Annotated in this window: 27 protein-coding genes; 20 read left to right on the top strand and 7 right to left on the bottom strand. The window is 50.4% G+C overall.

Annotated elements, in window-relative coordinates:
* Positions 1–3 precede the first annotated feature (3 nt).
* The 8 genes from greA to Q394_RS19070 all read left to right on the top strand — a co-directional run bounded on the left by greA (position 4) and on the right by Q394_RS19070 (position 4,896).
* A complete protein-coding gene (gene greA / locus Q394_RS0104080) occupies positions 4–486 on the top strand; it encodes a transcription elongation factor GreA (protein ID WP_028488156.1) in 483 nt (160 codons plus the stop codon).
* On the top strand, positions 486–1,091 hold the full coding sequence (gene cobC / locus Q394_RS0104085) for an alpha-ribazole phosphatase family protein (RefSeq protein ID WP_028488157.1): 606 nt from the start codon (positions 486–488) through the stop codon (positions 1,089–1,091). Before greA ends, cobC begins: the two co-directional genes overlap by 1 nt.
* Positions 1,061–1,801: an adenosylcobinamide-GDP ribazoletransferase gene (locus tag Q394_RS0104090; RefSeq protein WP_028488158.1), complete on the top strand. Its 741-nt coding sequence runs from the start codon at positions 1,061–1,063 to the stop codon at positions 1,799–1,801. The genes cobC and Q394_RS0104090 overlap by 31 nt, the downstream gene beginning before the upstream one ends.
* Before the next feature lie 99 nt (positions 1,802–1,900).
* Positions 1,901–2,179 (top strand): hypothetical protein, encoded by a 279-nt coding sequence (locus tag Q394_RS0104095; protein WP_028488159.1) that lies wholly within the window; start codon positions 1,901–1,903, stop codon positions 2,177–2,179.
* Positions 2,180–2,181: 2 nt separating this feature from the next.
* On the top strand, positions 2,182–2,622 hold the full coding sequence (locus tag Q394_RS0104100) for a hypothetical protein (protein WP_028488160.1): 441 nt from the start codon (positions 2,182–2,184) through the stop codon (positions 2,620–2,622).
* A gap of 101 nt (positions 2,623–2,723) precedes the next feature.
* Positions 2,724–3,941 carry a tyrosine-type recombinase/integrase gene (locus tag Q394_RS0104105; RefSeq protein WP_028488161.1) on the top strand — a complete coding sequence of 406 codons (1,218 nt, stop codon included), beginning with the start codon at positions 2,724–2,726 and terminating at the stop codon, positions 3,939–3,941.
* 347 nt (positions 3,942–4,288) lie between these two features.
* Positions 4,289–4,606 carry a hypothetical protein gene (locus tag Q394_RS19065; RefSeq protein WP_051542740.1) on the top strand — a complete coding sequence of 106 codons (318 nt, stop codon included), beginning with the start codon at positions 4,289–4,291 and terminating at the stop codon, positions 4,604–4,606.
* On the top strand, positions 4,606–4,896 hold the full coding sequence (locus Q394_RS19070; protein ID WP_051542743.1) for a hypothetical protein: 291 nt from the start codon (positions 4,606–4,608) through the stop codon (positions 4,894–4,896). The genes Q394_RS19065 and Q394_RS19070 overlap by 1 nt, the downstream gene beginning before the upstream one ends.
* Before the next feature lie 216 nt (positions 4,897–5,112).
* Here the strand turns inward: Q394_RS19070 and Q394_RS22270 are convergent, their stop codons facing one another.
* Positions 5,113–5,331: a hypothetical protein gene (locus Q394_RS22270; RefSeq protein WP_156946733.1), complete on the bottom strand. Its 219-nt coding sequence runs from the start codon at positions 5,329–5,331 to the stop codon at positions 5,113–5,115.
* Between the two features lie 117 nt (positions 5,332–5,448).
* Here Q394_RS22270 and Q394_RS21855 point away from each other — a divergent pair, with 117 nt between their 5' ends.
* The 11 genes from Q394_RS21855 to Q394_RS0104175 all read left to right on the top strand — a co-directional run bounded on the left by Q394_RS21855 (position 5,449) and on the right by Q394_RS0104175 (position 12,009).
* On the top strand, positions 5,449–5,613 hold the full coding sequence (locus Q394_RS21855; RefSeq protein WP_084260343.1) for a FitA-like ribbon-helix-helix domain-containing protein: 165 nt from the start codon (positions 5,449–5,451) through the stop codon (positions 5,611–5,613).
* A 100-nt stretch (positions 5,614–5,713) separates the two neighbouring features.
* The gene (locus tag Q394_RS0104130) at positions 5,714–5,974 is read left to right on the top strand and encodes a hypothetical protein (protein WP_028488162.1); all 261 of its coding nucleotides are present in this window, start codon (positions 5,714–5,716) and stop codon (positions 5,972–5,974) included.
* Positions 5,971–6,354: a hypothetical protein gene (locus Q394_RS0104135; RefSeq protein WP_028488163.1), complete on the top strand. Its 384-nt coding sequence runs from the start codon at positions 5,971–5,973 to the stop codon at positions 6,352–6,354. The genes Q394_RS0104130 and Q394_RS0104135 overlap by 4 nt, the downstream gene beginning before the upstream one ends.
* A gap of 12 nt (positions 6,355–6,366) precedes the next feature.
* Positions 6,367–7,953: a hypothetical protein gene (locus Q394_RS0104140; protein WP_028488164.1), complete on the top strand. Its 1,587-nt coding sequence runs from the start codon at positions 6,367–6,369 to the stop codon at positions 7,951–7,953.
* A gap of 47 nt (positions 7,954–8,000) precedes the next feature.
* Positions 8,001–8,186, top strand: a complete 186-nt coding sequence (locus Q394_RS0104145; protein ID WP_028488165.1) for a hypothetical protein — start codon at positions 8,001–8,003, stop codon at positions 8,184–8,186.
* Between the two features lie 65 nt (positions 8,187–8,251).
* On the top strand, positions 8,252–8,806 hold the full coding sequence (locus tag Q394_RS0104150) for a hypothetical protein (protein ID WP_028488166.1): 555 nt from the start codon (positions 8,252–8,254) through the stop codon (positions 8,804–8,806).
* Between the two features lie 79 nt (positions 8,807–8,885).
* A complete protein-coding gene (locus Q394_RS0104155) occupies positions 8,886–9,065 on the top strand; it encodes a helix-turn-helix transcriptional regulator (RefSeq protein WP_028488167.1) in 180 nt (59 codons plus the stop codon).
* Between the two features lie 102 nt (positions 9,066–9,167).
* Complete coding sequence (locus tag Q394_RS22275) at positions 9,168–9,431, top strand: hypothetical protein (RefSeq protein ID WP_028488168.1); 264 nt, start codon at positions 9,168–9,170, stop codon at positions 9,429–9,431.
* A complete protein-coding gene (locus Q394_RS21290) occupies positions 9,428–10,042 on the top strand; it encodes a primase-helicase zinc-binding domain-containing protein (RefSeq protein ID WP_028488169.1) in 615 nt (204 codons plus the stop codon). The genes Q394_RS22275 and Q394_RS21290 overlap by 4 nt, the downstream gene beginning before the upstream one ends.
* Positions 10,039–11,535 carry a YfjI family protein gene (locus tag Q394_RS19080; RefSeq protein WP_051542747.1) on the top strand — a complete coding sequence of 499 codons (1,497 nt, stop codon included), beginning with the start codon at positions 10,039–10,041 and terminating at the stop codon, positions 11,533–11,535. Before Q394_RS21290 ends, Q394_RS19080 begins: the two co-directional genes overlap by 4 nt.
* Before the next feature lie 3 nt (positions 11,536–11,538).
* Entirely contained in the window at positions 11,539–12,009 is a 471-nt protein-coding gene (locus tag Q394_RS0104175; RefSeq protein WP_028488170.1) for a hypothetical protein, read from the top strand.
* Positions 12,010–12,391: 382 nt separating this feature from the next.
* Here the strand turns inward: Q394_RS0104175 and grxD are convergent, their stop codons facing one another.
* From grxD to Q394_RS19085, 3 genes are all read right to left on the bottom strand, one after another.
* A complete protein-coding gene (gene grxD, locus Q394_RS0104180; RefSeq protein ID WP_028488171.1) occupies positions 12,392–12,739 on the bottom strand; it encodes a Grx4 family monothiol glutaredoxin in 348 nt (115 codons plus the stop codon).
* A gap of 181 nt (positions 12,740–12,920) precedes the next feature.
* Positions 12,921–13,487 (bottom strand): RICIN domain-containing protein, encoded by a 567-nt coding sequence (locus Q394_RS0104185; protein WP_211248784.1) that lies wholly within the window; start codon positions 13,485–13,487, stop codon positions 12,921–12,923.
* Positions 13,488–13,566: 79 nt separating this feature from the next.
* Positions 13,567–14,799: an Lcl C-terminal domain-containing protein gene (locus Q394_RS19085; RefSeq protein WP_084260345.1), complete on the bottom strand. Its 1,233-nt coding sequence runs from the start codon at positions 14,797–14,799 to the stop codon at positions 13,567–13,569.
* A gap of 138 nt (positions 14,800–14,937) precedes the next feature.
* On the opposite strand from Q394_RS19085, the gene Q394_RS0104195 reads away from it, so the two are divergent.
* Positions 14,938–16,125 (top strand): helix-turn-helix domain-containing protein, encoded by a 1,188-nt coding sequence (locus tag Q394_RS0104195; RefSeq protein WP_028488173.1) that lies wholly within the window; start codon positions 14,938–14,940, stop codon positions 16,123–16,125.
* A 181-nt stretch (positions 16,126–16,306) separates the two neighbouring features.
* Here the strand turns inward: Q394_RS0104195 and Q394_RS0104200 are convergent, their stop codons facing one another.
* The 3 genes from Q394_RS0104200 to Q394_RS0104215 are packed head-to-tail and all read right to left on the bottom strand — an operon-like array spanning position 16,307 to position 19,744.
* Entirely contained in the window at positions 16,307–17,539 is a 1,233-nt protein-coding gene (locus tag Q394_RS0104200) for an ABC transporter permease (RefSeq protein ID WP_028488174.1), read from the bottom strand.
* Complete coding sequence (locus Q394_RS19090) at positions 17,526–18,224, bottom strand: ABC transporter ATP-binding protein (RefSeq protein WP_038140475.1); 699 nt, start codon at positions 18,222–18,224, stop codon at positions 17,526–17,528. The genes Q394_RS0104200 and Q394_RS19090 overlap by 14 nt, the downstream gene beginning before the upstream one ends.
* Complete coding sequence (locus Q394_RS0104215) at positions 18,221–19,744, bottom strand: efflux RND transporter periplasmic adaptor subunit (RefSeq protein WP_028488176.1); 1,524 nt, start codon at positions 19,742–19,744, stop codon at positions 18,221–18,223. Before Q394_RS0104215 ends, Q394_RS19090 begins: the two co-directional genes overlap by 4 nt.
* Positions 19,745–19,751 lie beyond the last annotated feature (7 nt).

Below are 19,751 nucleotides of genomic sequence, written 5' to 3' on the forward strand. Positions count from 1 at the left end.
GCGATGACTAGACCACCGCTGACATTGAAAGGTTCGGAACGTTTGAAAGCTGAATTACAGCGCCTGAAAACTGAAGACCGTCCGCAAATTATTCAGGCAATTGCTACGGCTCGTGAGCACGGCGACCTGAAAGAAAATGCTGAATACCATGCGGCTCGTGAGCAGCAAAGTTTCTGCGAAGGCCGTATCAAGGAACTGGAAAGCACCCTGTCGATGGCGCAAGTTATTGACGTGGTGGCGGTTGGTGCTGCTAACCCCGGCAAGGTAGTGTTCGGTGCAACGGTTGAGCTGGAAGCCATCGAGTCTGGTGAAACCATCACCTACCAGATCGTCGGTGACATCGAGGCTGACATCAAGCACAACCGCGTGGCGGTATCGTCACCGATTGCGCGGGCAATGATTGGCAAGGAAGAAGGCGATGTTGCCGTGGTGCAAGCCCCTAGCGGTGTGCGTGAATACGAAATCGTCGCGGTCAGTTATCAGTAGTGGCGAATAACTTTACCCACATCGGCCTGTTGCAGCACGGTGCGGTGGAAGCGGGTGACGTATTCTGTGGCGAGTTGGAAACCCCGCTGAGTAAGGCGGGGTGGAAACATCTCAAGCAGGTTTTCGGGCGTGCTGGTGCTGACTGGGATGCAGTCATTACCTCGCCCCGGATGCAATGCGCCGCTTTCGCCGAATGGTTTGCCCAGAAACACGATTTGCCACTGGTGCGTGATGAGCGCTTGCGGGAAATCCATTTCGGTGACTGGGAAGGGCATACCCCGCAAGAAGTCATGGCGTCTGACCCTGAGCAATTGGCGGCGTGGTGGGTCAACCCCGCGCAGGTTATTCCGACGGGGGGCGAAGGCTTTGGCGACTTCCGGGCGCGAGTGCTGGATGCTTGGGCTGAACTGGCGCGAGCTTACCGGGGTGAACGGGTACTGGTGGTGACACACGCAGGTGTCATCCGGGTGATTCTGGCGCATGTATTGCAAATGTCTGATGAGCGTTTACTGGCCTTGAATGTCGAGTATGGCGGCTTGACCCGCTTGCGGGTGCTGCGCGACCGAGGCGGTGAATGGACGAGCCTGCTGGCTCACGGTTGTTGACGATGTTGAAGGCGTTGCACCGTTCGTTACAGGTAGCGTTAACGGTGTTGACGCTGTTGCCGATGAAGCCGGTGACAAGCTTTTCCGCAGAAGAAAAAGGCCGTGGCCTGATTTGGTTTCCGGTGGTCGGGGCGCTGATGGGTTTTCTATTGGCGCTAGCGGCTTGGAAACTGGAAAGCATCGAGCCTATGTTGGCATCGGTGATTTTGCTGACAGTCTGGATGTTTATCAGTGAGTTGCATCATTTGGATGCACTCGCTCGTAGCATTAATGCTTGGCTGTTTGGTGAGACAGATTTGCCTAGTCCGCATTTCGGCGTAATGGGGGTGATGGCATTGATCATGATGATCAAGTTTGCGGCGCTTTCTGTGCTGATTGAATACAAACTTTGGTCGTATATTCTGATAGTACCGGTGGCTGCTCGCTTGCTGGTGGTGGCTTTGATCGGGTTTACTCCGATTGCACCGCGTGAAACCCTCGCGCACGAATTCCGCATTGAATTTCCCTATGTTGCCCTGTTCTTGTGGTTACTGATCGCCTTGCCGGTTGCACTGGTGGCGGGGATTCCCTTATTTGCCTTGTTTGTCATGCTGTTACTGATCCGTTTGCGCTTGCAACAAAGCTGTGGCGGGATGACGTGGGATGCGATTGGCGCAACCATCGTGCTGCTGGAAGCGGTGGGTTTGTTCGTGGCGGCATTAACGGCCTGAGGGCTTGGCTTGACGCTGAATCCCCACCTTAGTGGTATGGTATTGGCTTAAATGTTAGGATAATCTCGTTATTTTTCAGGTTTAAAGGCGCTACTTACCATGTCAGAAGAACAGTTCTCCACAGAAAGACGCATCCTCATGGCGATGCGTAAAACCCTTGGTGGCATCATTCGCGACCTAACGCCTTCCGATTCGGCGGTCACTTATCCCCTGTCCGATGCGACAGTGGAAGACGTTAAAAAATGTTTCGACCTGATCGCTGCGCGTGAGCGTGAATTGGCAAGTGCCGCTGGTGTACGCGAAGAACGTCCGCATTTTATTGATGAAGTCAGCGCCCCCAAAGTCGTGTCGATTCAGGGTCTGAAAAAGAGGGATTAAGTATGCAAACCTTTTCAGCAGAAGAAATGACCGCGTTAACCAAAGCCGTGATCCAGCATATGGATGAGTGGAAAATCAGCGGGGAAGACATGCTGGTTATTCTGGGCTTGGGTGAGGAAGTACGTCCACGCCATTTGCAGCAATATCGCCAAGGCGACAAGTCATTTCCGCAAACGCCTGAGATGATGGATCGTATTGATCACATTGTGGGTATTGCTGACGCCTTGCGCACGACCTTCCCATTCAGTAGCCAAATGCGGGTAATGTGGTTAAGCAAGCCGCACCGCCGTTTCCAACGCCGTGACCCGTTGGCGGTGATGTTGGCGGAAGGTGTTGATGGCTTGATGCGGGTCAGAATAGAGGTCGACTGTGCGTATGGCTATCACATCAGTGAAGCAATGCGCATCAACCAATCTCAAAAGGCCAATCAGGACGAGGCTTAGGGCTGGTTTCTTGTATCAGGCTGTAACACCAAGAATCATGGTATCTCACAAAAAACATGGTACATTGGATGGTATCCAGACATACCATGAAGGCAGATACCATGAAAAGCTTACTCACTGATACCGCAGTCAAGAACGCCAAGCCGAAGGACAAGCCCTATAACCTCACCGACGGGGGCGGGCTATACCTGAAAGTAACAACCGCCGGTAAATACTGGCGGTATAACTACAGCTTCAACGGCAAGCAGAAAACCTATGCCATGGGTGTTTACTCTGATACAAGCCTTAAGCAAGCGCGTGATAAGCATCAGGCGGCGCGTGAGTCGCTGGCGCAAGGTGTTGACCCTTCGGCTAAGAAGCAGGAAGACAAGGCCGCACAAGTTGCACTCACTGAAAACAGCTTTGAACTGGTAGCGCGTGAGTGGTACGGGAAGTTTTCAGGCAAGTGGAGCAAAGTCCATGCCGCCAACGTACTCACCCGGCTAGAAAAGGACTTGTTCCCGTTCATTGGTAGCAAGCCAGTGGCAGAGATCGAACCACCCGCTATCCTGAAATGTTTACGTCGTATCGAAGAACGCGGCGCATTGGATAGCGCACACCGTGCAAAGACCACAGCGGGGCAAGTGTTTAGATATGCCGTATCCATCGGCAAAGCTACCCGTGACCCGACGCCGGACCTACAAGGCGCATTGCCACCACCTGACAGAAAGCACTTTGCAGCGATCACAGACCCGGCACAAGTCGGGCAACTGTTGCGGGATATTGCCGAATATCACGGCATACCCGAAACCATCACGGCCTTGCAGCTATCCGCCTACCTGTTCCAGCGACCGGGAGAGATACGGGCTATGCAGTGGGCAGAGATCAACTTTGAAACCGCACAATGGACTATCCCAGCAGAGCGGATGAAGCGACGTAAAGCGCACACCGTGCCATTGTCACGACAGGTATTAGCCTTACTGCTTGACCTACAACCCCTTACAGGCAGACGGCTTTATGTCTTCCCGTCACGCACCAATATAAACAAGCCAATGGGGGACAATACATTAGGCGGTGCATTGCGCAAGATGGGTTATGACAGTGACACCATGACAGCACACGGCTTTAGGGCAATGGCATCAACCCGGCTTTATGAAATGGGATACCCGGCTGATGTGATTGAAAAGCAACTGGCGCACTCAGTCGGGAACACCATCAGGCGGGCTTACGATCGAAGCCAACACCTCGACCAACGTACGGCCATGATGCAGCAATGGGCGGATTATCTGGACAGCTTGCGGGATGGTGCGCAAGTCATACCGATACGGCGGGCAGGTTAGCCAAACTAGGCCGGGCATTGTTCCCGGCTTTTTTGCGCCTAACCATTGGGGATTGGATAGCCTGCCAATCGTGAATATGCCCCGTTGTCCAACTGCCAAAACTGACAGAACCTAATTTTTAGCCAAAATCGAAGGCTACAGCGGGCAATATGCCCCGTTGTCCAACTGCCAAAACTGACAAAAGGGTATTAGATACCATAACACCCCAACGGTGATCCCGATCAACTACTAGCCAACTACTAACCGGGCTAGTGATTAGTATTTACCAGTAAAAACCCCATATCTTGTGTCAACACGCGCATAGAAACACTATATGATGTGTGCATCTACTTTGGAGGCGTTTAGAAATGGCAAAAGGCATAAAAACAGGCGGGCGGCAAGCTGGAACGCCTAATAAATCCACTGCTGACTTGCGAGAAGCGGCGCAACAGTTCACGGCTGATGCACTGCAAACGCTTGTGGATGTGATGAAAGACGACGCACAACCGGCGGCGGCGCGAATCAGTGCAGCAACGGCTATCCTTGACCGTGGGCATGGCAAGCCGCAAATGCACACGGAAACCACCATATCGAACGTGAATGCACCGACTAAAATTGAACTTGTGGCTTTTGAAGGCAACTACTTGAAACGATTGCAGGCATCAGTGCTAAGTGAGGCGGAATAATGGCTAAGGGCATAAAAACAGGCGGGCGCGTTGCTGGAACACGCAACAAGGCGACAGCAGACGTTAAAGCGGTAGCAGGCATATTCACAAGGGAGGCACTGGAAACGTTGGTGGAAATCATGAGGGACGGCACAGCACCACACGCAACACGCCTAAGCGCGGCTAACTCCCTGTTGGATCGGGCAGTTGGCAAACCACGGCAAGAACTCGAACACGCGGGCAGTGAGAAAGAGCCTTTGGAAATCCTGATCAGGCACTTTAGCGACAACGGTGCGCTTGACCCGGACTAACTACCACCTCAGAGGTGGCTTTTATAATCTGTGGAATCTACAGATTATGTTTTGGGCGAATCGTCAAGCACGAAATCAGCAGATCACCGACTAAATCAAGGGAACGGGTAATCCGTTATCATAACGGTTTTCAGTTTTGTGCGCGTGTACGTGAATCTTTGGTGGCAATCACCCGCAAACCTTTCAAAGATTCACCCAGAATCAAAGCCACTCACTTTACCGACGCTTGTTCAGTTCCAGCCGTATCAATTCCAGCACTCTCGATTCAGTCACTGGCGATTCATTCCCGCTTGTTCCTGCAAGCCATTCATCCAGCATCATAACTATTTGGGCATTCAGTGACCTACCGTTAGCCTTGGCTATGGTTTCAATCCTTGCCCGTGTATCAGGTTCAAGGCGCAATGGGTAAGGCGTTGGGCGGGTTTCTGTATTCATCACTGAATCATATCAATGGGACTCTAAATAAGTCACTAAATCAATGGGACTCTATTGGACTCACTAAGAAACGGTGTTATCCTAAGGACTCCAAACAAGTCCAAAAGGTAAACCGACATGAGCAACCAAGCCAAACGACAAGCACCATACCCGCTACGCATGGAAGACGATGTTAAGCAATTACTGACAGATCGGGCTAAGGCCAACGATCGAAGCATGAACGCAGAGATTAACCGCATCTTGAGGGAGGTACTGACAAGCGCGGCAAAGCAAGCCGCATAAACGAAAACGCCCCCACCGAAGTGGAGGCGCTACGGGCTGAATGAGAGGTCGAGTTCTCAAACAGCCATTTACTGAAACCCGTACAAAAAGGAATCCAGCAATGGACAATCATATCATTACGCCCCCAATGGGCAAGTTCATAATCGAAACCCCTAACCAACTGTGGGGCGGATACTCTTGGGATAACACCTACCCTGTTACCCTCCAAGACGGTTCAAGCCGTCATGCAAAACTTCATGTATTCACCGATCTAGCCATTGCTAAGCAGGTTCTAGCGTTTCTACGCAATGAACGCGGCGGCGCAAAGCTGAAAATCTACCAACTGGCAGACGATGGGCAGCGTGTGGAGGTAGTAGTATGAACCCACTACTAACACCCGAAGAGCAAGCGCATGTTGCCTCAGTGAGAGCGTTACAGCACTCACCTGATGACCTTGACCGCAACCCGACAAAAGCAGGTTTAGGCGATTTTGCCCGCTGGTTAGCACGTATCGACTACCACAAGGCATTCACCCGGGCGGTGCAATTTCTGGTACTGCTAAGCATTGGCTATGCCACCTACAAACTGGTGCTTATCTGGCAGCAATACCCCGGCATGGCGTTTCTGCCATTCCTCGATATGCACTACCCGCTAATGCTCTTCAGCGGCTTATTCACGGCAAATTACATTCAGCACCGGGATTCTGAAGGCGTGGCTATTATCGCCCTGCTTTCCACCATGCTGAATTCATTACTGGTTTAAGGGGGAATCATCATGGATAACAACAAACTCGAATCCAAAAAGCTGGAAATCCTGAACGAACAATTACAGGTTCACAAGGAACAAGACAAACGGGCGGGATTATTGCTGAAGTTCGCAATGGTGTTGACCGGCTTACTCTATTTCATGTTCATGAAGCACCTGTATTTAGGTGATGCGGTTACATGGGCGGCGTATTTCACAGAGTGGCATTCAGCACTCGATTTTATCCTCATGTTCGTTATCGTGATTATGAGCGCGGTTTTTCTGGCATGGGTAAAACATCACGCCTATTTGCACTTTGGGCTATATGGCTCGATTGCACTGGTACTGTTCACCGTCATAGGGTTTGCTCTATTCGCTGAGTTCTTCAGTAGCAGCGCATCCCAAGACACCAAAAGCCGCGTATTGCTGGAAAATGATAAGGCGTATCAGGCAACCATTGCACCAGTGGCAAGCGTCGCCCCTTCCCTATCCAGCGGCAATGCGTCTGCAATTGCCAATGCTGAACAGACTTATGCGCGGTGCATGGCGAATCTAGGCAAGCCGGGCTATAAGCACTGCGACGGCGATAAAGCCACCTTAAACAGCCTGAAAGCTTCAGACGCGGCAACCCTGCAAGCGGTCAAAGAAATTGCCGTACAGACGAATACAGCGACCACAAAGATGAATTACGACCGCCAAGACAAACTAAAGGCGGATTCGTATAACGCGGTTATTGTTTCCATTGCCAAGTTTATTGGTTCGATCAGTGGCAGTGATTACAAGGACAACATTAAAGCCGCAACGGTGTTGACCATGTTATTAGTGGCGACGGCTTTTGAAATCCTGCACCACTTCTTAAGCCACGCTAAGGAACGCGCACAAAATGCCGTGTACGGGCTTGAATTAGAACTTGCTAAGTATGACGGCGGCGCAATGCCTGAAAAGCCTGAAAGCGTAATACCGAAGAATGACGGCGGGTTTAAACGGTCAAGTATTGGATTTACTGCCCCAGTGGGTAAATACGAAACCATTACCCCGGATTACGAAAAGCCTGTTTTCAAATACCAGCAACCGGCGGAAACAAAACAAGGCGGGTTTGTTGGGTTTGTGAATACCGATGGTAAAAAGCCTGCTACTGATGACCGCACTTTTTACGGTTTCAAGGATGAAAAAAAGCGGGCGGCGCTCGACTCACTGAACCTGGCTCACAGTTCTGAAGACCGGAAAACGCGGGAAAATCGCACGGGTAACGCCCCCACTTCAGCCACCACAAAACCACTTCAGGAAACCACTCTAAAACCCTTAGCTAAGGGTTCTGAAGCGGTTCAGGCGGAAACCCTAAGCAAACCCTTAGCTAAGGGTTCTGAAGGGCATGAAAGCCTTTATGCTGAATGGGTGGCAGCGGTGCGGGTAGGTGAGTGTAAGCCGTCTGTTGAACCCACTTGGCATTGGGTACAAAAGCGAATCGCACCAACTGAAACGGGTAGCAAAACTAATGACCGCACCCGCATCAGCAACATGCAACGCGCCTTTTTTAGCCGTGCAATGAAGGAGGGATTAATGCAGGTTAACCCCAACTACACCAACGGCGGAAAGAAATACATCTGGATTGGCTAATTAATCGGGGGCGTGAAATATCGCCCCCACTTAAAGAGGATACGACTATGCAAGACCAAAACATGAAACCCGTTTACTACTGGTTAGACGGCTATTGGATTTACGACAAAGCGGAAGCTGATTTGATGGATGAAATAAACGCTTTCGGCTCGACACATGGAACGGTTTATTTTCCGGCTGATTTGCCACCTGAACAGATTGATAAGGAAATCGCGGCGCTACTGGCGCAATAAACCCAGCAGGGCAGGGCGATAATATCAAACTGCCCATAACAGTTTTTTAAAGAAGAGGTGTTTATATGGATTATCCAGCAGTGATAGTTAAAGCAGTTAGACAAAAGTTTGAACCGGTTGAATATTCAAATGCTGAATTATTGAATATCGTTTTTAGGCTTGCTGAAGAAGTCAGGGAAGAAGGCGAAACGCTCGAAGAATCACTATTTCAAAGCTCACATCACATAATTAAAGAGTGCTTTCCTTTGGGGGCAAATACTCACTATGTAGGTCAGGCCGTTTTCAAGCACTACAAAGACACCCCGCATAAGTTAGCGGCGGCGGTTTTCCGTGATTACTGCACATATTCAAATGCTCAAATAGTGAACGAAGCGTGGTTCAGCCTTTTTAAAGGCATCAACACTAGCCACAAATCACGGGTGATGAATGCAAAGAGTAATAAGCCACACATTGAGCGCAGCAAAGAACTTAGAGTTGATTGGGATGAATGGCAGGCCGATAAATCACTTTATGAAAACCAAGAGCGTTTTATTGAAGCCATGACCCAAAAACACAATTTATCTGACAGGGCGGTAAAAAACTGGGTGCGGAAATTCAAAGCTAGGGTTGACCCTAAGTGAAGCCACACAAGCGGGTTCATTTTTTAATGTGAACGGATAAGCCAACATAACAGCACATCAACCAACCCAAGGAAAAGACATGGAAACCCTAGAACAAATGCTGACAGATAAAGAAGTTGCTGGCGTGCTGAAACTACACCGTTCAAGCGTTTGGCGGCTGGCGCGTATCGGCAAAATCCCCAAACCCGTGAAAGTTGGATTTAACGCGGCAAGATGGAAGCAATCAGAGTTGAAAGCATTCTTGGAGGCGGCGGCATGAATCAGAAAAACGGGGGAGGGTATCCCCCAAAACGAGAAAACCCGCACCGGGGACAAGTCGGGCGGGCTTTGGAGAATCCACTTTTGATAGCAGGCGGACACCATGAATAGTACACAATCCCATGATTTTTATCCAGCCACCACAGGCCATACGCCCCTAGACACATTCGACGATCAAGACACGCTCACCTTGCAATGTGTCTTTGCTGGCAGGTCGGAAAAGGCTATGTGGCTGACTTGTCCAGACGGCAAGACGCGGCTTTTTGCCGTAACACAGACCCACATTATGACCGGCGAACAGCAGCGCACCGAACATGCGGTGATTGCCAAGGGATTTTTAAGCGACGTAATGGGGGGCTTGTCATGACCGCACGGGCAAACAACCAATATCTAGGCTTTCCAGAGGTGCGCACGGCGGCGGCTGGACGCTGGGAAGGCATTCACCGGGCGCTAGGCATCCAGCTTGCAACCACTTCACACACAAAGCATACGGCCTGCCCCGGATGTGGTGGCAAAGACCGTTTCAGACTGGATGCAACCTATCAGAATACCGGGCGCTGGATATGCGGCGGGGGTGGCGACACACAGGCAGGGGACGGCTTTTCATTGCTCGGTCATGTATTCGGCTGGACGCCGTTGGAACAGCTTAAAGCCGTGGCTGATTATCTTGGGTTATCCAGTGCCAACGACAAAGAGCGCGAAACCCTACGGCGCAAGGCTGAGGCACAAACGGCGGCAATGCTGGCAGATGCACAGCGCAAGCACGAACAAGCGCGGCGTGATGCAAACATGGTTGCGGCAATCCAAGACCTTGAAGACCTGATTAAGCACCGGCAACACCTACAGCGGCAAGCGCACCTCACAAGCAGTTTGCACCGCGTCACGATCAACCCACTAGAGGATGAACTTTCAGCGGCTTACACCCTGAATATGCTGATTCTCGAAAGCTACGCATCACAAGGGAGTAACGACCAATGAGAAATTTTATTGCTATGGATGATTACCGCGCAAACCGCGAACAGCAAACCGAAGAACCGACAATCAAAACCCTTGATTTACCCGATGATGACCGCGCACCAGTGCAAAAGTTTGACCCTGATTTATTGCCTGAATCGGTGCGTGGTTTCGTGATTGATGCAGCGGATAGAATGCAATGCCCTATAGACTTTCTGGCAGTAACGGCAATGGTTGCGGCGGGTTCGCTTGTTGGGCGCAAGGTGCTAATGAAGCCTAAACAGTTGGATGACTGGAAACTTGCCCCGAACCTTTGGGGGGCAGTAATTGGCAGACCTTCAGCCATGAAATCACCGGCTATCAGCGCGGCATTGCAACCACTACGCAACATTGAACAAGAAATGAAAATTTCCCACAACAAGGAAATTGAGCAAATCGAAATCCAGAAAGCCATGATCGAAGCAGGGGCGGAAGAGCGCAAAAAACAAATGAAGGTGGCTTCAAAAAACAAGGATGTAACGTTAGCGGCGGCAATTATGGCAGAGGGCAAAGCACCCGAAGCACCGGCATTACCTAGATTGTCAGTCAATAATTCAACCATTGAAAAGTTAGGCGAACTGTTAGCCAAAACAAACAACGGCTTACTGATGGAGCGTGACGAACTAGCGGGATGGCTTGCCAAGTTGGGCGGCAAGGACGGCGGTGAAGATCGGGCATTCTACCTTGAACTTTATGACCGGCTAAGCCCATACGCTTTTGACCGGATAATGAGAGGTACGGTGATGATTGAACACCCGATTTTATCCATTATTGGTGGTATCCAGCCTTCAAAAATTGCGGGCGTGGTGCGTGGTGCGGTTTCTGGTGAGTCTGATGACGGTCTTATTCAGCGGTTTCAGTTGATGGCATACCCTGACAATGAAGAAAGTTTTTCCTATCGTGACCGCGTACCAGACCAAAGGGCATACGCGGCTTATATGGGTGTTATGCGCGGCTTGTCAGAACTGCCAATGCCTGACAGAGAGTCGAAAATATGGGGCTTTACCGAAACCGCACAACCTTTGTTTGTTGAATGGTACAGCGACACAATGACGCGGGCGCGATCTTCAGATATGCCCAACGCTTTAGAAAGCCACATGACCAAAATGGGCAAGCCTATTTCTGCACTCGCTTTATTGCTCGAACTGCTAGACGGCGGGGCAAGTGGGGCAGTGGGTGAGGTGGCAACCATGCGGGCGCTAGGGTGGGCTGAATACCTCGAAAGCCATGCAAAACGTGTGTATTCATCTGGCACGGCAAGCGCAACGGCGGCGGCAAAAACGATACTGGCGAATAAATCAAAACTTCCCGATGTATTCACGATGCGGGATGTTTACCGCAAAGGCTGGAAGGGTGTTACTGAGGAAATTACAGAGGATGCGCTCGACCTGCTAATTGATTGTAACTACCTGATGGCAAGCACCACGGAAACGCGGGCAAATGGCAGGCCTACCACTAGATTTAGTTGGGCGGGGTGATTCATGGGCAAATGGCTAGACAGGTTAAAAAGCCACTCATCCCCCGAAGAGGGGGGTTTTGTCAGTTTTGGCAGTTCCACAACGGGGCATATTGCCGAATTCGCCACCCGTGAATTCAAACGGGAGGGTGTCAAGCGACTGGAAACAGTGGCGCAAGGTCTACCCGTCACACTGGCAGAACTCGAGGCATTCTTTGCACATGACCTGCAAGAATTTGGGAATGGTGGCGTAACAATGGCGACTATCAAGCAAGTTGTGGAATGGTACGCATACCAGCACAAGGGTAGGGCGAAACCCGAACCCGAAGAAATACCGGTGGGAATGGTACGCTGTACTGACTGCCTGCAAGATCGGTGCAAGTATCGGCAAGTTACCCCGTGGGGTGATGTGGTAATGCAATCTTCCCCACAATGGCGATGGTGCAGGGAATACACGGCAAGGGTTCACAACCTTTCCGAATACCGCAAGCGATGAGCAACAACACCCCAACGAATGAGCCGCACCTGATGCGGCTTTTTTGTGTCCAAGACAATACCCGCAACCATGCCCCACAAACTTATTCACCAGAATTAGGGCTAACCCTAGGATGTGCGTTTACGGGGTGTTTTGCGTGGTGGCTGGAAGGGCTGAAAACGGGGACAGATTAGCGAATCATGGTATTAATCATGGTATGCACACATTTAATATTATTTGGTTGCCTTATTTTTCAGTGATTTATCGGCTCAGGTGCATAGTGCGTATGGTTACGCTATCAACGATGCTTTACATGCAGCGGCAGAGAAAAAGAAGGCAGCCGCTGCCTGAATGATGCGCAAGGGGCTTGAGGAATCAAGCCCTTTGCTTATTTGGGCATTGCTTACGCGGCATTGCCTGCTTCAGGTGCAGCGTTGCCTTTCATGGCTTCTTTCACCATCTTTTGCAATTCACCGTTCTGGTACATTTCCAGCGTAATGTCGCAACCGCCGATCAATTCACCGTTGATGTAAACCTGTGGGAAGGTCGGCCAGTTGGCGTATTGTGGCAAGTCTTGGAAAATTTCCGGGTCGCCCAATACGTTGACGTAGGCAAACTCTTCACCGCACGCCATCAGTGCTTGAGAAGCACGGCTGGAAAATCCACATTGCGGCATCTGCGGTGTACCTTTCATGAAAATGACGACTGGGTTGCTTTTTACAGCCTGATCGATACGGTCTAATGCACTCATTCGGATAATCCTCGTTGTTGACTAATGACCATTACATTCTACCTGTTGCATGAAATAAATAAACGTCAGATTCCATGAGGAATAGGCCAGCTTTATTTTTTGCGGCGTTGTTTCATGGCGGCGAACTCAGTCGTGTCGATAATAGTTTATTCAAACAATACTGTGACAACTGCTGGCAAACTTAAAAACTAAACAACGACCAAGTCTGATACTTCGCATTATCTTCGCTACAAGCTTGCAGTGACAAAGGTCGCATCACATGAACGGGTGTCGCGCCACGCCCTTCGCGTTTTTCAGTCGCATTCACCGTGACACATAGCTCCGGCTTAGCTTTCATCACCAGATGGCCATTTTCTTCCAATGAAAACTGCTGAGTATCGGCACTACTATCGCAAGATGCCAATGCAATTGAAGCATCGTTCTCAACGGCGGATGCCGTCATACAGATATCAAAGTAAACGATCTTAAACTGACCTTCTTTAAGCAGTGCCTCATCAAAGCTTTGATCTTCCAACAAGCCGCCAGTGTAGTCATAACAAGTATGTGCCTGCATGCCTTTATCCAAAGGTGCATCAGCGCCTTTACCGCCAGCAATATCCAGACAATAGCCGCGATCTTCATCAATGGTGTCAACCAATCGTACTTCGACCAGCTTCTGTTCAGTTGTTGACTCCGCCGCTTGTAATGCTGGTGTCATTCCGGCAATCAAACCCAGTGCGATGAGGCTCGAATTAATTAATTTATTCACAATATACTCCTTTTTTATGTTCACTTTATCTAAGCAGATTTGCTGCAATCTGCTTCTACACGCCAACAGGCATGAATTGTTAAGGCTTCGCATCACGAACGAGACGAACCCAGTTATTAATTGAGATGTAATCCGACGCCATATCAGATGCTAATTCGTAATCACTGGGTTTGCCGGATTTTGGATCACTACGCTGCGCACCGGCTCCATGCCAATCAAAATACTCGGTGGCACTGGAGTTTTTCTTACTCCACGCTTGACCAAATGCCACATAATCGGCTGTCCATTTAAAGTCCCCTTGTGTGGTGCTGGTCCAGAAATAATAAGCATCGTTTACTGATTCAAACGTTTTTACTGTAGTATTAAAAAAGTCAGTATTAATCGCAGGGAATGTTTTCTTTTCATAATCCACCAGACTCTGCAATTCCTTAGCATTTGGTAATCGCCAATCGCTATGTCCGGCAATTTCGGCCTTATCCGCATAGTCTAATGCATCGACCCAATTCATGGTTTGACCGCTATCGTTTTTAGTCCACATCAAGCCGGTGGATTTATCAGTCACCGTATCATCTTTGTTATCGACATAACTCATGTCGTAAAGTGTGGTGGTTCCTCTGACTGCACGTACAAAACAACCTGGCACAAACATACCATCGCTGTCTTTTATTTCGCTGCCATCAAAATACAATCCAGTTTCATACGATTTAATGTGTCCATCCGAGAAATTAAATCCAAAACCGCCTTGAATACCACCGTTACGTGTAAAATTTTGCACAGCACCTTTAACGTAAGGCGTGCTAGACCAGAATTGTCCGGCAAAGGCTAATCGCTTGTCATATTGATAACCAAAAACAGAAGTATCAATATAAGGTTTACTTTCGCCTTCATCTTCCGGTTTAATCAACTGGCCATCGAAATTTGCGATGGAATACAATTCTTTGATACTTGGTAAGCGCCAATCGGAATGTCCGGCCAGTGTCATACTGCCTACATGCGCAACGGTTTCTTTCATATTACGCCGCGTGAAGTCATGCGCTTTTTGCCACATCAAACCGGTGTTTAGGTCTGTCACTGTACCGTCATCATTGTCCTGATAACGCGGTACATTACCTTGTACCGACGCATCCTGCCCTGTGTAGAAGCTGGAATCAGACTCGGCTAACACCTTGCCCTCGGTGTCATATTGGACGGACTGTCCGGTGTCTGGCAGCACAGGTGCATTGCTATCTGCCACAGCACAAAAGGAAGACATGCCAGCTAGCAGACAAACGGATAGGAGCGTTCTGCGAGCGATAGTTTCTTGGGTACTCATTGGCTGACCTCATAGGTTGTTAGAACATCGTTTACTCGTATAATCTAAGGTCTGGCGCGGCTTGAGTCGTCCAAATGGCGGCATTTGGACTAATTATTTTTGGTGTGCGTGGTCTGGACTGTCAACGGAGTGATTAATTTGTATTTCGCAGAAGGTTTAACGTGGGAAATTTGCATCGTCGGTTTGTCGCTCACCGTCTTCACCCTGATCAATCTACTGACCAAGCCGTATAAACATAAATCTGATTTGCTCCTGTGCTTGTGGCTGTTACTGCTGAATATCCCACTTCTCCAGACAGCGCTGTCACACCAAGGCCTCGACTCTCCGGTCTTTAATTTATATACCAATCCCATGCTCACTTTATTGCATGGGCCGATTCTTTATTGGTACGTGCGCATACTGGTCAGCAGTGAAGATGCGAAAATACTAAAATCAGATTTATTGCATCTCATTCCGTTTGTGTTGTTCTATCTGTTGTATATTTCCATGGATCATCCCCATTCGATGAGACCGTCAATAGGAAGCCCGGATATCGCTATTGGCTCTGCCGGTGAGGGCGAAGTCATGTCATTATTCAGACCGTTGATGGTGCATTTTGGACTCATTAACGGCCTGGTCTTTGTCGTTTATTCCATTGTGACTATTTACGCTTTAGTCCAACACCAAAAGACTATCACCGAAATATTTTCACAAAATGACAACGAGATTAGTTTGAAATGGCTTTATGCATTACCTGCGACATTCGCTGCATTAGTCCTGCTGAATTTTATGAATGAGAATGTGCTGGAATCAGCATCGGTAATTGATCCACTGACATTTCATATGATGTCTTTTTTAAGTTTCATTATTTTACTATGTTTCTTTGGTGTAAAGCAGAAGCCTGTGTTCTTTCTCCGAAAACCATCATTTGAAAATAAAATCGAGTCTGAAACACCTATTGAAAATAGCGATGCCAATGATAATGATTTGAGTGACGAAGCCATTGCACGAGTCATTGAAGATATGCAAGCTTATATGCGGCGTGGAAAACCATTTATAAATCCGGATTTTTCTGTGTATAGTTTGGCGGAAGCACTAAATATTCCAAGACGAAACCTATCGCAGGTACTGAATAGCCGTCTGTCTAAAAACTTCTATCAGTATGTGAATGAATTCAGAATAGACGAAGTGAAAGCCTTGTTGCAAGATCCAAATCAGGCGAAGTCTACGATTCTAGATATTGCCTTTCGTTGTGGTTTTAAATCAAAATCGAGCTTTAATAGTTTATTCAAACAATACTGTGACGTGACGCCTTCGCAGTATCGTAAAAAGGTCAGACAAGGTTAAAGGCATCTCCACAAGTCGGCAACTTTTCCTGTGAGATGCCCCGGTGCACCTTTCAGCCCACGGCATCGCCCCTTGCGGCCTACACGCATAACGGCTGCGGAGCCTAATTTTTTTCCAGACAACACCAGCATAGTCCCGCTATGCCAACAGGGGATGAACATTCAAGGACTTATTCGTGGATTTATTCGTAACGCAAGGCATCAATCGGTTGCAGCTTCGAGGCTTTAAGCGCGGGGTAATAGCCAAAGAATACGCCGATGAGTGCCGAAAACCCGATGCTGATGAGCGCAATGGTGGGTTGCATCACTGCTGGCGTGCCGACGAATTGATCCAGCACCACCACGACCACCAAGGCCAGCAACATGCCGATCGCGCCACCCAAGCCGCAAAGCACCACGGCTTCCACCAGAAATTGCAGCAAGATATGGCTGGGGGTTGCGCCCACTGCCATGCGCAGGCCGATTTCGCGAGTACGTTCGGTGACGGAAACCAGCATAATATTCATGATGCCGATACCACCTACCACCAGACTGACCGAGGCAACCGCCGCTAACAGGCTGTTGAAAATGCGGGTGGTTTCCGCACGGGTTGCGACCATTTCGGAGAGGTTACGTAGCATGAAGGGGTCTTCGGCTGTTGGGGCAACTTTCATGCGGGTACGCATCAGGTCGGCGATGTCGGTTTCTAGCGCTTGCATGTCGGCACCGTCATAGATTTTCAGGTAAATCGACTGTACCCGCGTGGGGTTGGAATTGCTGACACCCGCCAGCCGCGTCCGCACGGTTTTGATGGGCATGAGGATTACGTCGTCCTGATCGCGCCCGCGTGAGTCTTGCCCCTTGGATTTGAGCGTGCCGATGACGTTGACGTTGAAATTGTTAACGCGGATGGTTTGTCCCAGTGGGTCGCTTTCACCGAATAATTCTTTGCTGATGGTCGCGCCGATGATGGCGACTTTGCCGCCTGCGTTGCTTTCTTGCGGGCTGAGTTCGCGCCCGTTAGCGATGACCCAGTTGCGGGCGGTTAAGTAGTGGTTATCCATGCCTTCCACGGTGGTTGACCAATTGAGGTTGCCGTAGATGACTTGTGCACTGTTGGAGAGCATGGGGGCGGCGGCTTCAATGTCGGGAAGCTGGGTTTGCAGGTAATCAGCGTGTTCCTGTTGCAGGCTTTGTACGCTGCCTGCGCCCGTAGTGACGCCACCCATGCGCCGGGAGGAGCCGCTGAGGATGAAGATATTCCCACCTAACCCTTCGATTTGTGCGTCGACCTGTTGTTGTGCACCTGCGCCAATCGCGACCATGATGATGACGGCGGCAACCCCGATGATGATGCCGAGCATGGTCAGGGCGCTGCGCATCAGGTTGACGCGCAGGGCAATCATGGCGGCACGGAACAGTTTAGTGATGCCCATTGAGGTAATCCTCCACCAGTTCGCCGTCGCGGAACATCAGTTTACGTTTGGCTACAGCGGCAATTTCTGGCTCATGTGTGACCAGTACGATGGTTTTGCCTGCGTCGTTGAGTTGCTGGAAGAGCGCCATGATTTCAAAGCTGGTGCGGGTATCCAGTGCGCCCGTGGGTTCGTCCGCGAGGATCAGCAGGGGGTTATTCACCAAGGCGCGGGCGATGGCGACCCGTTGCTGTTGTCCGCCGGAAAGCTGTGAAGGCTGGTTATGGAGACGTTCGCCCAAGCCGACTTGTTCGAGGCTGGCTTTGGCACGCGGTTGCCATTCGCGTTCCGGGACTTCGGAATACAGCAAGGGCAGGGCGACGTTATCCAGCGCGGAAGTACGCGGCAGCAGGTTGAATTGCTGGAACACGAAGCCGATGTAACGGTTGCGGATATGGGCGAGCGCGGCAGCATCCAGATGCGACACGTCTTCGCCATTCAGCAGGATTTTACCGTCACTGGGGGTATCCAGACAGCCGATCATGTTCATGAAAGTGGATTTGCCGGAGCCGGATGTACCCATTACAGCGACAAATTCACCCGCTTTAATGCTCACGTCGACACCTTTGAGTGCCCAGATGACATTATCTCCCATGCTATAGGCTTTGCGAATTTGCCGGGTTTCGATGACGTTTGGCTGGCTCATGGGGCTTTCCGGTTGGCGCGGACGATGACGGCGCTGGTTTCGTCGAGGTTTTGTGCCTGAATTTCACTGAATTCGTCATTGCTAAGGCCAACCCGTACCCGCACGCTGGTGGGTTGGCCGTCTTGCAGCGTCCAGACTTCGCCACGGGTGAAGTTGGCATCGGCTGCGGCGGCATTTCCTCCGGCATTTCCTCCGGCATTTGCGCCATTGCGATTGCCGCCTGCCGAACCACTGGCGGCTTGGTATTGGGTGTATTGGCTTTCTGTGAGGATGCCTTTTAGTGAATTGTTCATTTTTTGGCGTAAGGGAGCCATTTGCTCGCGCATATTGGGCGGTGGGCCACCGGCGGTTGGGCTGCTGCTGGCACTGCGCAGTTTATCCATGCTGGCTTGGAAATCTACCATGACCGCTTCGGCCTGTTTTTGCTGGTCAGCGTTGAGGTTGAGCTTGCTCAGGGTTTCTTGCATCCGTTGCGCCATAGTGTTGCCGCCATTGGTGGTTGCGGTGGTGCCTTCGGCGGGTTTGAAACGCAGGGCGGTGTTGGGGACGCGCAGCACGTTTTCTTTCAGCCCTGTCACCATGTCAACATTGGCGGTCATGCCGGGAAGCAGGGCTTTGTCGGCGTTGTCGGCGCGGATCACGACTTTGTAGGTCACGACGTTGTTGTTGACGGTGGAGGCTTTGCGGACTTGCGCCACTTCACCGTTGAATTTGCGGCTGGGGAAGGCGTCGACGGTAAAGCGTACCGGCTGCTTTTCGGCGATTTTGCCAATATCGGCTTCATCCACATCGGCCTCGATTCGCATTTGCGACAAATCCTGCGCGATTTTGAACAGGATCGGGGCGGAAAGGCTGGCAGCGACGGTTTGCCCGATGCTGACCTGACGGTCAATCACTATGCCATCTAGCGGTGAGCGGATGGTGGTGCGGTCAAGGTCGAGTTGGGTTTGGGCGAGAACGGCCTGTTTTTGCGCAATCTGGGCATTGGCGGACACGAGTTGCGACTCGGCTTGTTGCAGTTGTGCTTGGGAAACTTCGTAGGCGGCTTGGGCTTTGTCGAGTTCGGAACGGCTGATCAGCCCGCGTGTTACGAGGGGTTGTAGGCGTTCGTATTCGGTTTTATTGAGCTTGAGGTTGGCTTTGGCGCTGTTGATATTGGCTTTTTGTTGCGCAAGACTAGCGCGGGCAGTGTCAACATCGGCCTGATTCTGGATGAGTTTGGATTGCACGGTGCGGTCATCCAGCCGGGCAATCACGTCACCTTTTTTGACCAATGAGTTGTAGTCGGCGTGGAGTTCTTCAATTGTGCCGGAAAGCTCGGAACCGACTTCGACGGTGACGACTGGGTTGATCGTGCCTGCGGCGTTGACCACGCTTTCGATATTGCCACGCGAGAGGGTGGCGGTTTGATAATCCAGTTTACCTGCGGCTGCTTGGGCGGGTGCGAGGTAGTAATAATAAGCGCCTGCCGCTAGTGCGATGAGGGTTACAACAAGTGTGCCGACAATTTTTTTGTTCATGGTTGCT

This window comes from Thiothrix lacustris DSM 21227 (genome assembly GCF_000621325.1).
Lineage (GTDB): Bacteria > Pseudomonadota > Gammaproteobacteria > Thiotrichales > Thiotrichaceae > Thiothrix > Thiothrix lacustris.

Coding starts and splice junctions, on each gene's coding strand:
- greA (WP_028488156.1), top strand. CDS start 4: ATGACTAGACCACCGCTGACATTGAAAGGTTCGGAACGTTTGAAAGCT.
- Q394_RS0104090 (WP_028488158.1), top strand. CDS start 1,061: ATGGACGAGCCTGCTGGCTCACGGTTGTTGACGATGTTGAAGGCGTTG.
- Q394_RS0104095 (WP_028488159.1), top strand. CDS start 1,901: ATGTCAGAAGAACAGTTCTCCACAGAAAGACGCATCCTCATGGCGATG.
- Q394_RS0104100 (WP_028488160.1), top strand. CDS start 2,182: ATGCAAACCTTTTCAGCAGAAGAAATGACCGCGTTAACCAAAGCCGTG.
- Q394_RS0104105 (WP_028488161.1), top strand. CDS start 2,724: ATGAAAAGCTTACTCACTGATACCGCAGTCAAGAACGCCAAGCCGAAG.
- Q394_RS19065 (WP_051542740.1), top strand. CDS start 4,289: ATGGCAAAAGGCATAAAAACAGGCGGGCGGCAAGCTGGAACGCCTAAT.
- Q394_RS19070 (WP_051542743.1), top strand. CDS start 4,606: ATGGCTAAGGGCATAAAAACAGGCGGGCGCGTTGCTGGAACACGCAAC.
- Q394_RS22270 (WP_156946733.1), bottom strand. CDS start 5,331: ATGAATACAGAAACCCGCCCAACGCCTTACCCATTGCGCCTTGAACCT.
- Q394_RS21855 (WP_084260343.1), top strand. CDS start 5,449: ATGAGCAACCAAGCCAAACGACAAGCACCATACCCGCTACGCATGGAA.
- Q394_RS0104130 (WP_028488162.1), top strand. CDS start 5,714: ATGGACAATCATATCATTACGCCCCCAATGGGCAAGTTCATAATCGAA.
- Q394_RS0104135 (WP_028488163.1), top strand. CDS start 5,971: ATGAACCCACTACTAACACCCGAAGAGCAAGCGCATGTTGCCTCAGTG.
- Q394_RS0104140 (WP_028488164.1), top strand. CDS start 6,367: ATGGATAACAACAAACTCGAATCCAAAAAGCTGGAAATCCTGAACGAA.
- Q394_RS0104145 (WP_028488165.1), top strand. CDS start 8,001: ATGCAAGACCAAAACATGAAACCCGTTTACTACTGGTTAGACGGCTAT.
- Q394_RS0104150 (WP_028488166.1), top strand. CDS start 8,252: ATGGATTATCCAGCAGTGATAGTTAAAGCAGTTAGACAAAAGTTTGAA.
- Q394_RS0104155 (WP_028488167.1), top strand. CDS start 8,886: ATGGAAACCCTAGAACAAATGCTGACAGATAAAGAAGTTGCTGGCGTG.
- Q394_RS22275 (WP_028488168.1), top strand. CDS start 9,168: ATGAATAGTACACAATCCCATGATTTTTATCCAGCCACCACAGGCCAT.
- Q394_RS21290 (WP_028488169.1), top strand. CDS start 9,428: ATGACCGCACGGGCAAACAACCAATATCTAGGCTTTCCAGAGGTGCGC.
- Q394_RS19080 (WP_051542747.1), top strand. CDS start 10,039: ATGAGAAATTTTATTGCTATGGATGATTACCGCGCAAACCGCGAACAG.
- Q394_RS0104175 (WP_028488170.1), top strand. CDS start 11,539: ATGGGCAAATGGCTAGACAGGTTAAAAAGCCACTCATCCCCCGAAGAG.
- grxD (WP_028488171.1), bottom strand. CDS start 12,739: ATGAGTGCATTAGACCGTATCGATCAGGCTGTAAAAAGCAACCCAGTC.
- Q394_RS19085 (WP_084260345.1), bottom strand. CDS start 14,799: ATGAGTACCCAAGAAACTATCGCTCGCAGAACGCTCCTATCCGTTTGT.
- Q394_RS0104200 (WP_028488174.1), bottom strand. CDS start 17,539: ATGGGCATCACTAAACTGTTCCGTGCCGCCATGATTGCCCTGCGCGTC.
- Q394_RS19090 (WP_038140475.1), bottom strand. CDS start 18,224: ATGAGCCAGCCAAACGTCATCGAAACCCGGCAAATTCGCAAAGCCTAT.
- Q394_RS0104215 (WP_028488176.1), bottom strand. CDS start 19,744: ATGAACAAAAAAATTGTCGGCACACTTGTTGTAACCCTCATCGCACTA.